Origin of the sequence: Kitasatospora sp. NPDC059827 (assembly GCF_042731675.1) — a bacterium.
Taxonomy (GTDB): domain Bacteria; phylum Actinomycetota; class Actinomycetes; order Streptomycetales; family Streptomycetaceae; genus Kitasatospora.
Map to the genome: position 1 here is coordinate 1 of NZ_JBHWIV010000063.1, position 11,153 is coordinate 11,153.

The window sequence follows — 11,153 nt, forward strand, 5'->3', positions numbered from 1 at the left end:
GCCCCGCCGACAGCGCGCCACCGGGCCGTCGCAGCCACCCCGTGCGGCCCGTACGCCCCGTACGCCCCGCCGCTCATGCCGCGCTGCCCGAACGCGCCGCGGCGACGTCCTGGGGCAGCAGCAGGCTGAGGTCGGCCAGGTCGGAGACGTCCAGGCGGCTGAGCCGGCCCGCCTGGCGGGTGATCATGCCCTCCAGGGTCTGCCGGGCGGTGCGCCCGTTGCCGAAGGTCCGGTCGCGCGGCATCGCGGCGAAGGCCCCGGTGAGTGCGTCGACGGTGTCCGGCGCCAGGACGTACCCGGCCTTCCGGGCGTGCAGGCCGACGATGGTGACGAGTTCCTCGTCGGTGTAGTGCCCGAACTCGATCTGCCGGGAGAACCGGGAGGCCAGGCCGGGGTTGGAGGCGAGGAAGCCGCGCATCTCGTCCTCGTAGCCGGCCACGATCACCACCACCTCGTCGCGGTGGTCCTCCATCAGCTTCATCAGGGTGTCGACGGCCTCCTGGCCGAAGTCGTTGCCGGCGCCGCCGCGCGGGGTGAGGGTGTAGGCCTCGTCGACGAACAGCACGCCGCCGCGGGCCCGGTCGAAGGCCTCCTTGGTGAGCTGGGCGGTGTGGCCGACGTAGCGGCCGACCAGGTCGGCGCGGGCGGTCTCGACGAGCTGGCCGGTGGGCAGCACGCCGAGTTCGGCGAGCAGCCGCCCGTAGAGGCGGGCGACGGTGGTCTTGCCGGTGCCGGGCGGGCCGGCGAAGACCAGGTGGTGGCTGATCGCGGCGGTCGGCAGGCCGGCCTCCTCGCGGCGGCGGACCTGGGTGATCAGGTTGACCAGGTCCTCGACCTGCTCCTTGGCAGCCGGGAGGCCGACCATGGCGCGCAGTTCGGTGAGGATCTCGGCGCGGTCGACGGCGCTGGCCGGGGCGGCCTCGGGCTCCCCGGTGTCGGCCGCGACCAGCAGCGCGAGGTCCTCGTCGGCGATCTCGGCCTGGCCGGCGAGGCGGGTGGCCTGCCGGTCGACCATCTCCTCGAAGACCTTGCGGGCGGCCCGGCCGTTGCCGAAGTCCGGGCCCTTGGGCATCCGTTCGAACAGCGTGGTGAGCGCCTCCCGGGTGCCGTCGGCGAGGTGGTAGCCGTGCGCGGCCGCCGCCGTCCCGACGATCGTGACCAGCTCGTCCACCGCGTAGTTGGCGAACTCGACGGTGCGGCTGAACCGGGAGGCCAGGCCGGGGTTGGAGGAGAGGAACTCGCGCATCTCGTCCGAGTAGCCGGCCACGATCACCACGATGTCGTCGCGGTGGTCCTCCATCAGCTTGACCAGGGTGTCGATCGCCTCGCGGCCGAAGTCCGGTCCGGTGCCGCCGCCTCCGGCGGACAGGGTGTACGCCTCGTCGATGAACAGCACACCGCCCAGCGCCTCGGTGAACACCTCGGTGGTCTTGATCGCGGTGCCGCCGATGATCGAGGCGACCAGGTCGGCCCGGGCCACCTCGGTCAGGTGCCCGCTGCGCAGCACGCCGAGTTCGGCCAGGATGCTGCCGTAGAGGCGGGCGACGGTGGTCTTCCCGGTACCGGGCGGCCCGGCGAAGATCAGGTGCCGGCCCATCGGGAGGGCCGGCATGCCGGCGAGTTCGCGGCGCCGGGCCAGCCGGTTGAGGTTGACCAGGGTGGCGACCTGCTCCTTCACGGCGGACAGGCCGACCAGCGCCTCCAGCACCTCCAGCGGGCCCTGGGGGGCTGCCGGGACGGGCGCCGGGGCGGCCTGCGCCGCCTCGACGGGTGCTCCCGGCTCCCCCTCCGCGACCTCGGCGGCGGCCTGCGAGGCACCGGAGGCGCTCGCCGACCCGTGCGCGTCGGGGTGGCCGTTCGCCCGGCTGTGCAGGCTCTCCACCGACAGCCGGGTGCTGGGGGTGGTCTGGCGCAGGCCGGAGCCGCGGTTGCCGGTGACGGTGCAGTCGGTGGCCCGGACGGCGTCGGTGGAGTCGACCCGGATGCCGTCGGCCGCGTTGTCCGCCGCCTCCAGCTGGGTGAGCGCGGCACGGGCGCCGGCGCCGATCCGGATGCCGTGCCGGCCGTTGGCGCGGGCCCGTACCCGGGTGCAGGTCAGCTCGCCGCCGTCGTCGACGGCCAGGCCGTCCCCGGTGGACTCGGCGATCTCGCAGTCCCGCAGGGTGGCGACGCCGCCCGCGCCGACCTGGACGCCGACGCCCTCGGCGCCGCGTACGGTGGTGCCGCCGACGAAGGTGTTGGCGCCGTCCTCGACCAGCACGCCGGCCCGGCCGGCCGCCAGCACGGTGGAGTCCTCCAGGCGGCCGCGCCCGTCCCGGAGCACCTCGACGCCGTTGCCGCGCGCGGAGCTGACGGTGATCCGGCGCAGCAGCGGGTTGGCGCCGTCGCCGATCCGCACCCCCGCGCCGCCGACGTCGGAGACCTCCAGGCGGACCAGTTCGGCGGCGCTCTCCCCGCCGAGGTCCACCCCGGTGTCGCCGCAGTCGCGGACGGCGAGGCCGGTCAGCACCGGTCCGGCGGAGTCGTCGACGTGCACGCCGACCGTCTCGGCGCCGCTCACCTCGCAGTCCTCGAAGGTGCCGCGCGAGCGCCCGGTGACGTGGATGCCGTGGCCGCGGGTGCGCACCGCGCGGCAGCGGCGCAGCAGCGGGTCGGTGCCGTTCGCGAGCACGATGCCGTGGCCGGTGGTGGCGGTGACGGTGCAGTCCACCAGCTCCACCCGGGCGGCGGAGCTGAGGTAGACGCCGAGCGCGGTGTCGCGCACGGCGGTGCGCAAGACCCGGGTGGTGCTGTGCTCCTCCAGGGCGATGGCGGGCTTGTCCGTGGTGGAGATCTCGCAGTCCTCGATGGTGCCCCGGGCCTCGCCGTTGGCGCAGACGCCGTTGCCCCGGGCGTCGCGCAGCACGCAGTTGCGCACGACCGGGTTGGCGCTCTCGCCGATCACCAGGGCGGAGGTGCCGAGGTGTTCGATGACGGTGTCCTCGATGACGCTGGCGCCGGTCGAGGTCTCGACGATGCCCGCGCCGGCCGAGTTGACGATCCGGCAGCCGCGCATCGCGAGCGCCCCCTGCTGGCGGGTGAGCACGGCCGTCCAGGAGTTGCCGACCACCTCGCAGTCCTGGAGCGCGGCCTGGCCGCGCGGCACGTCGACGGCGGGCAGCTCGTCGTCCCGGCCGTGCAGCACCAGGCCGGTGAGCTGGACGGCCTCGGCGACCACCTGGACCACGCAGCCGCGCCGCGGGGCGATCCGGACCGTCCCGCGGACGTCCTCGGCGGTGATGGTGACCATCTTGGTGATCACCAGGTTCTCCTCGTACCGCCCCGGCCGCACCGAGATCACCGCCCCGGCGCGGGCGGCCTCCAGGGCCTCGCCGATCGTGCGGTAGGTGCCGCCGGACCCCTGCTCCTGGCACACCGTCAGCACATGGCGCGACATGGCTCGCCTTCCCTTCGCTCTGCTTGCTTCGTACGCTCGGCCGGTCTCCCGGGCTCGGCTGGTCTCCCGGGCCGCGCGCGGTCGTCCGGTGCGGCGCGGGTCATCCGGTGCAGTCGGCCTTCACGGTCGAGGCGGCGAGGTGGGCGCCCGCGGTGCCGCCCCAGTCGATGCCCCGGGTGTGCAGCTGGACGCCGATCCGGCCGCCGCCGAGCTGGAAGGTGCCGACGTCGACCCACTGGCCGCGGTGCTGCGGCTGGTTGACCGTGAAGGAGCCGGCCGTACCGCCGCCGCTGTTCTGGACGGTGTAGTAGGCGGGGGCGCCGCCGACCGCCTTGAGGTCGCCGCTGTTCGGGACGTACACCGAGATCCGGCAACTGCCGGAGGAGACCGGCCCGGTGGAGAAGGTCCAGGACACCGAGTTCTCGTCGTCCTTGTTGCGGTCGCCGGACATCGGCACCGACGTGTAGTCGCCGCCGCAGCCGGTACCGCCGTCGTGGTTGGTGACCCAGTCGCGGGAGCCGCCCGAGTGGCCGTTCTCCCGGTAGCCGGTGCCGCTGCCGGAACAGCCCGGACCGGCCAGCGCGGAGTAGCTCGGCGCGGCGGGCTGCTGCGGGGGCTGTTGGGGCTGCTGGGGCACCGGCTGCGGGGCGGCCGGCTGGGCCGGGGGCTGCCCGGCGGGGCCCTGCGGGGCGGGGCCGGTGCCGGGCTGGGGGCCGGCGGCCGGGCGGTTGGCGGTACCGGTCCCGGTGCCGCTGCCGGTCCCGCTGCGGGCGGCGGGGGCCGGGTCGGCGGCCCGGTCGAGCGGCGCCCCGGCGGCCACCACGGCCCCGGGGGCGGGCTGCTGCTCGGGCGTGCCCGGGGCGGGCGTGCCGGGAGGCGCGGTGGCGGCCGGGTCGGTCGGCGTGCCGCTCGGGGTGGCGGGCCCGGTGGTCGCGGCGGCGGGGGTCCCGCTCGGGGTGCCGGGGCCGGCGGGCTGCGGGACGGGCGTGTCGGGGCGGCTGGTGCCGGTGCCGCCCAGCGGCTCGACGGCGTCGGTGCCGACCTCGCCGTGGCCCATCACCAGCGGCAGGCCCATCAGCACCACGCCGACCGCCGCGGCCGCGACGGCCGGGCGGGGCACCCGGCGGCGGCCGGAGCGCTCCTCGGCGGGGTGGGGCGCTCCGGCTTCGTCGGTCCCGCTGGTGCCGGACCCGGTGGCGGCCGGGCCGGCGGCTGAGGGGGCGACCGAGGCGAGGTGCCTCGCCGCCCGGGACGGGACCTGGGTGAGGGCGCGCTTCAACGCGCCGAGCCGGGCGGGGGCGGGTCGGGCTTCCGGCTCGGGCTCCACGGCGGACGTGGCCGCCTCGACGGACGCGGCAACAGGCTCGGCGGCCTCGGCAACGCCCTCGGCGGGAACGGCGGAGCCGCTCAGCTCCTCCGGCGCCTCCTCCTCCATCCCCCAGGCCACCGTCGGCAGCTGGTACCCGGTCGTCCCGCCGCCGTTCTCGTCCTGGCTCGTGCCCACCACAGCTCCCCGGCTCCCGTCGTCGTCCCGCTGCTGTCCCGTTCCCGGGAGGCCCCGACGGCGTGCCGCCGACGTCTCCGCCACGGAGCACGGACGGACCCCCACCCGCGGTTCACGACCACGGCGGGAAATTTCCGCAGTCCCGCGCACAGCACTGAACCGCCCGGCCGGGGCGGGGCGTTCACCCTGTCGTCCCGTTTCCGGGCCCCGACCGAGGAGTGTCCATGACCCCTGCCCGTGCCGGCCGGCGAACCGCCCTGCGCGCCGCCGTCGCCGTCTCCGCCCTGGCCGGACTGGCCGGACTGACCGTCGGCTGGGCCGCCCCGGCCGCCCTCGCCGCCGGACCGCGCCCGGCCCCCGGCACCGCCGCGCCCGACGCGCCGGCCGGTGACGGGACGGACTGGCTGCACGTCGCCGACGGCCGGCTGGTCTACGGCCACGACGCCCAGGGCAACCGGATTCCCGACTTCTCCTACGCCGGGTACCGCAACGGCACCGCGCCGCTGCCGACCGCCAAGGCGGCCGTCACCCTGGACCCGGCCGCCTCCGGCGACGACGCCGACCGGATCCAGCAGGCGCTGGACAAGGTCGCCGCGCTGCCGCTCGGCCAGGACGGGCTGCGCGGCGCCGTCCAGCTGTCGGCCGGGACGTTCCGGGTCGGCAAGCCGCTGCGGATCAAGGCCTCCGGCGTGGTGCTGCGCGGCGCGGGCAGCGGCACCGGCGGTACGAAGCTGGTCGCCTCCGGCGAGCCCCGCCCGCTGGTCCAACTGGCCGGGGAGGGCGCGCCGCAGAAGACCGGCGCCGAACACGCCGTCACCGACGACTACGTCCCGGTCGGCGCGACCACGCTGACCCTGGACTCGACGGCGGGCCTCAAGGTCGGCCAGCAGATCGTCGTCCAGCGCCCCCAGGAGGACGCCTGGATCAAGGCCGTCGGCATGGACCGCATCCCGCCCCGGCCGGACGGCACGCCGTCCAAGCCCTGGACCCCCAACGACGGCCTGCAGTTCCAGCGCACCGTCACCGCGATCGACGGCGACAAGGTCACCCTGGACGTCCCGCTGACCAACGCCCTGGAGAAGCAGTACACCCACGCCAAGGTGTGGGCGTACGACTTCCCCGGCCGGATCTCCCGGGTCGGGGTGGAGGGGTTCAGCGCCGACGGCTCGGCCTTCGTCTCCGCGCCCGGCTACGAGGAGAAGGGCTACTTCGCCGGCCGCTTCGTGGACTTCGCCGCCGTCCAGGACGCCTGGGCGCGGGACATCGCCGCCGACCGGTTCGGCGCGGGCGTCGGCTCGATCGGCGCCACCGCCTCCCGGGTCACCGTCACGGACACCAGCGCCACCGGCATGGAGCACGCCGTCCCCCAGCGCGCCCCGTTCGCCCAGCCCGGCGCGTACAGCATCGACGGCCAGCAGAGCCTGGTCGTCAACTGCAAGGTCAGCGGCAGCAACGTGCACGCCTGGCTGACCGGCGCCCGGGTCGCCGGGCCCAACGTGTTCTCGCACTGCACCTCGGACAACACCGGCGGCTTCCGCCTGGACGCCGGCCCGCACCAGCGCTGGGCCACCGGCACCCTGTACGACGACATCACCATGCTCCACTCGCGCGGACCGAGCGACGACCTCGCGCTCACCAACCGCGCCAACGCGGGCTCCGGCCAGGGCTGGGCCGGCGCCAACCAGGTGATGTGGAACGCGAACGTCGGCTACTACGGCGTGGAGAACCCGCCCACCGCCCACAACTGGGCCTTCGGCACCCGGGGCACCCCGGTCGAGGGCCGCCAGACCGGGGTCCTGGTCTCCACCGGCACCCCGATGAGCCCGGACAGCCTGTACGCCCAGCAGCTCGCCGAACGCGGCGGCAGCGCGCCCGCCCCGGCCCCGACCGGCGGCCCGACCACCGCACCCGCCACCGCACCGGCCGCCACCCCGGCCCCGAAGCCGAGCGGTACCGGCACCGGCACCGGCACGACGACCGCCTCCCCGACCGCCACCACGACCACACCGACCGGCACCCCCGGCGCCACCCCCTCCGCGAGCCACAGCACCACCCCCGCGGCCGCGCCCGGCTCCTCCGGCAGCAGCCTGGCCGCCACCGGCTCGGAGGGCCTCTCCACGATGCTGACCGTCGCGGGCGCCACCATGCTCGTCGGCGGCATCACCCTCGGCCTGGCCCGCGAACGCCGCCGCACCCGCCACACCGGCCACACCGGCCACACCGGCCACACCGGCTGACCGACGGACCGGCCGGTGAGCTCCTCACCGGCCGGGGCCGGTCAGGCGGCGGGGCCGAAGGTGCGGCGGTAGGCCTGGGGGCCGACGCCCAGGGACGCGTGGAGCTGCTGGCGCAGCGCGACGCCGGTGCCGAAGCCGGCCCGGTGGGCGATCAGGTCGACGGGCCAGTCGGTGGTCTCCAGATAGTGCCGGGCGAGGTCGACCCGTTGCCGGATCAGCCACTGACGGGGAGTGGTGCCGGTCTCCTCGCGGAAGCGCCGGGAGAAGGTGCGCACGCTCATGTTGGCGTGGGCGGCCAGCTCGGCCAGGGTGAGGGGGTCGGTGAGGTGTGCCATCGCCCACGCCTGGGTGGGGGCGGTGCCGGTGGCCGTCGGGTCGGGGACGGGGCGCTGGACGTACTGGGCCTGCCCGCCGTCGCGCCAGGGCGGCACGACGCAGGAGCGGGCGACGGTGTTGGCGATCCGGCTGCCGTGGTCGCGGCGGACGAGGTGCAGGCACAGGTCGATCCCGGCGGCGACGCCGGCCGAGGTGCAGATGTCGCCGTCGTCGACGAACAGCACGTCCGGGTCGATGCGGGTGGTGGTGAACATCCGCTGCAGCCGGTCCGCTTCGCGCCAGTGCGTGGTGGCGGGGCGGTGGTCGAGGAGCCCCGCGGCGGCCAGCACGTAGGCGGCGGTGCAGATGCCCACGATCCGGGTGCCCGGCCGGATGGTGGCGAGGGCGTCGCGCAGTGCGGCGGGCAGCCGGCCCTCCTCGCGAATGGCTCCGAGGTCGTGGGAGGGCGGGATGACGACGGTGTCGACGCGGGCCAGCAGGGAGGCGTCGTGGGTGACGGTGAGGCCGTAGTCGGCCTCGGCCCGTACCGGGCCGCCGTCGAGGCTGCAGGTGCTCACCGTGTAGAGCCGCTCGCCCGCCTCGTCACGGGCCGCGCCGAAGATGCGCGCGGGGATGGCGAGTTCGAAGGGGACGACGCCGTCGAGGGCCAGAACGCCGATGCGGTGCATGGCCGGATCCTTTCAGTCGATGGCCGTCGAGCCGCTACTGGGGGCCCTCCGCTCCCGGCAGTCTTCCGACGTGCCGGGGAACCGGCACGAACAGCGGGCGGAGCCGGGAACGGCCGAGCGGAGCACCGTGGAAAGAGAACACGTCATCATGGACCGCACCACCACCCCCACCATGCGCGCCGTCTCCCAGGAGACCGCCGGGGCCCCCGAAGTCCTCAGGATCACCGAGGTGCGGCGCCCGGCGCCGGGCCGGGGCGAGATCCTGGTCCGGGTGCACGCGGCGGGCGTGAACCCGGCCGACTGGAAGATCAGGGAGCGGGGGGTGTTCGCGGACGGGACGCCGCTGCCCTTCCGCCTGGGGTTCGACGTCTCCGGGGTGGTCGAGGAGACCGGCGACGGCGTGACCGTCTTCCGACCGGGTGACGAGGTCTTCGGGATGCCCCGCTTCCCCCACCCGGCGGGCGCCTACGCCGAGTACCTCGCCGCCCCCGCCCGCCAGTTCGCCCACCGCCCCCGGGGCCTGACCCACGTCGAGTCGGCCGCCCTCCCGCTGGCCGGCCTGACCGCCTGGCAGGCGCTCGTCGACACCGCCGACGTCCGGCCCGGACAACGCGTCCTCGTCCACGCCGCGGCGGGCGGCGTCGGCCACCTGGCCGTCCAGATCGCCAAGGCCCGCGGCGGCCACGTGATCGGCACCGCGAGCGCCGCCAAGCACGACCTGCTCCGCTCCCTGGGGGCGGACGAGCTGGTCGACCACCGCACCCGGGACTTCACCGAGGCCGTCCACGACGTCGATGTCGTCCTGGACGCCGTCGGCGGCGCCGACTGGGCCCGCTCGCTGCGCGTCCTGCGGCCCGGCGGACGGCTGATCTCGCTGCTGCCCCTCGACGGCACCTTCCCCCACGAGCAGGCCGAAGCGGCCGGGGTGCGGGCGGAGTTCATGCTCGTCGAGCCCGACCGGCAGGGCCTGCGCGAGATCGCCGGACTGGTCGAGGACGGCCGACTCCGCGTGATCGCCGACGCGGTCTTCCCGTGGGAGGAGGTCGCCGCCGCCCACGCGCTCGGCGAGGCCGGCCGCACCACCGGGAAGATCGTGCTGTCCGTCACCCCGTGACCAACCGGCTTCGCCCGGGGCCGGGTTGTGCGACCGGCTACGCTGGACGGTGCCGACGACGGAGCGCGAGGCGGGGGCCGATGCAGCAGCGCGGGGGTACGGACGCGGAACGGCAGTTGACGCAGGCCCGGCTGGCGGTGCAGCGGGCCAGGGAGCGGCTGCGCGAGGGCGGCCGGGCGACGGGGGAGGTGCGGTCGCGTCTGCGGTCGGAGCTCGCGGCGGGCCTGGACCAGCTGACCGACCTCCTCAGTGGCCCCGCCGAACTGCCGCGCCGACTGGACGAGTTGGAGGCAGTGCTGGCCGAGCGCGTCGCCCTCGGGCGGCTGGTCGTCCGGGAGGAGGACTGCCGGCCCTGGCTCGCGCAGGCGCTGGTGGAGCAGGCCAGGCTGCTCGGTGTGCGGCAGCGCCGTACGGAGGCGCTGGCGCCCGCCCGCGAGGGCGTCGCGCTCTTCCGGGCGCTGGTCGCCGAGGAGCCGGACGAGTACCGGCGCCTGCTCGCCGCCGCCCTGGAGAACCTGGCGAACCAGCTCTCCCCGTCCGCGACCCGCGTCGAGGCCCTCGCGACGGTGCGGGAGGCCCTGGAGCTGCGCCGGGTCGAGGACCGGCTGCGGCCGGGGCCGGTGAGCGGGAACGGGCTGGCCTCCGCGCTGGCGGACCTCGGCATGCTGCTCGACGAGGCCGGCGCCGCCGCCGAGGCCGTCCCCGTCCTGCGCGAGGCCGTGGTCCGCTACCGGACGCTCGACGCGACCCGCCAGGCGGCGGTGGAGGAGTACTGGATTGCCCTGTCGACGTTCGCGCAGGTGCTGCGGCGCACCGGCGCGGGCGAGGGGGCCGAGGCCCACGTGTGCCGGGAGCTGATGGCGTCGGTCCACCGGCGCCTCGCCACGGAGAACCCCGAGGGGCTGGCCGCCATCGACGCCCTGCTGGCCGGCCGGGGCGCGGTGACGGCGGAGGACGGCATCCGCGCGACGCAGCCCGGCCCCCGGGAGGCGTCGGCGGCCCCGTGGCCGCGGATCGAGGAACTGACCCGCCGCGCGGGCGAGCAGAGCGCGCGGGGGGACGTCGCCGGGGCGCTCGCCACCCACCGCGAGGCGGTGACCTACTGCCGGGGCCTGCGCCAGGACGACTCCCGGGCCGTCCTGGGCCTGGCCGCCGCGCTCCACGACCTGGGGCTGTTCCTCGGGACGATCGGCCGCCCGGCGGAGGCGATCCAGCCGCTGACCGAGGCGATCGGCCTCCACCGGCGACTGCTGCAGTCCTCCCCCGGGCCGATCCGCCCGCTGCTCGCGAACTCCCTCGACGCGCTCGGCACCCGCCTGGGCGCCTGCGGCCGCCACCGTGACGCGCTCGCCGCGACGGCCGAGGCCGTCGAGCAGATGCGCCTCGTCGTCGACGCGCCGCCCGGCCCTCCGCTGCCGGACCCCGACGCGCCGACCCGGGAACTGGCCCGGATCCTGAACAACCTGAGCATCCACCACGCCGACCTCGAGCGCCACGAGGACGCCCGCACCGCCTCACGGGAGTCGGTGGCCCGCTACCGCGGCATCACGGTCCCGGAGGACGAGCTCAGCGGGCTGGTCCACGCCCTCGCCAACCTGGCGCTGCGCGAGGCCCGGCTGGAGCACACCGCCCCGGTCCCGGCGCTGCTCCAGGAGGCCCTGGCGCTGCTCGACCGTCCGGTGCGCTTCCCGCCCGGGGTCCGCCAGGACGCACTCGCGGACTCCCTGCACTGGCTGGCCTGGTACCTCAAGCGCCACCAGCACCGCCGCGAGGGCCGCGCCGCCGACCGCGCCGCGTCCGCCCTGCGCCGACGGCGCTGAGGCCGGGGCGGGGCCGGGGCCGGCCGCTGAGGCCGGGG

Annotated in this window: 6 protein-coding genes; 3 read left to right on the forward strand and 3 right to left on the reverse strand. The window is 76.3% G+C overall.

All coding sequences use genetic code 11. From position 1 onward, the window contains the following. Positions 1-73: 73 nt before the first annotated feature. Positions 74-3,436 carry a right-handed parallel beta-helix repeat-containing protein gene (locus ACFV8H_RS30290; RefSeq protein WP_380406352.1) on the reverse strand — a complete coding sequence of 1,121 codons (3,363 nt, stop codon included), beginning with the start codon at positions 3,434-3,436 and terminating at the stop codon, positions 74-76. A gap of 100 nt (positions 3,437-3,536) precedes the next feature. After that, positions 3,537-4,940 carry a hypothetical protein gene (locus ACFV8H_RS30295; RefSeq protein WP_380406355.1) on the reverse strand — a complete coding sequence of 468 codons (1,404 nt, stop codon included), beginning with the start codon at positions 4,938-4,940 and terminating at the stop codon, positions 3,537-3,539. Between the two features lie 224 nt (positions 4,941-5,164). Between ACFV8H_RS30295 and ACFV8H_RS30300 the strand changes: the two genes are divergently transcribed. After that, positions 5,165-7,177, forward strand: coding sequence for a hypothetical protein (locus tag ACFV8H_RS30300; protein ID WP_380406358.1), 2,013 nt, complete (start codon positions 5,165-5,167; stop codon positions 7,175-7,177). A gap of 41 nt (positions 7,178-7,218) precedes the next feature. Here the strand turns inward: ACFV8H_RS30300 and ACFV8H_RS30305 are convergent, their stop codons facing one another. Then, on the reverse strand, positions 7,219-8,181 hold the full coding sequence (locus ACFV8H_RS30305; protein ID WP_380406361.1) for a GlxA family transcriptional regulator: 963 nt from the start codon (positions 8,179-8,181) through the stop codon (positions 7,219-7,221). Positions 8,182-8,329: 148 nt separating this feature from the next. Between ACFV8H_RS30305 and ACFV8H_RS30310 the strand changes: the two genes are divergently transcribed. Beyond that, positions 8,330-9,295, forward strand: a complete 966-nt coding sequence (locus tag ACFV8H_RS30310) for an NADP-dependent oxidoreductase (RefSeq protein WP_380406364.1) — start codon at positions 8,330-8,332, stop codon at positions 9,293-9,295. Positions 9,296-9,375: 80 nt separating this feature from the next. Further along, positions 9,376-11,115, forward strand: coding sequence for a tetratricopeptide repeat protein (locus ACFV8H_RS30315; RefSeq protein ID WP_380406367.1), 1,740 nt, complete (start codon positions 9,376-9,378; stop codon positions 11,113-11,115). Positions 11,116-11,153: the final 38 nt, after the last annotated feature.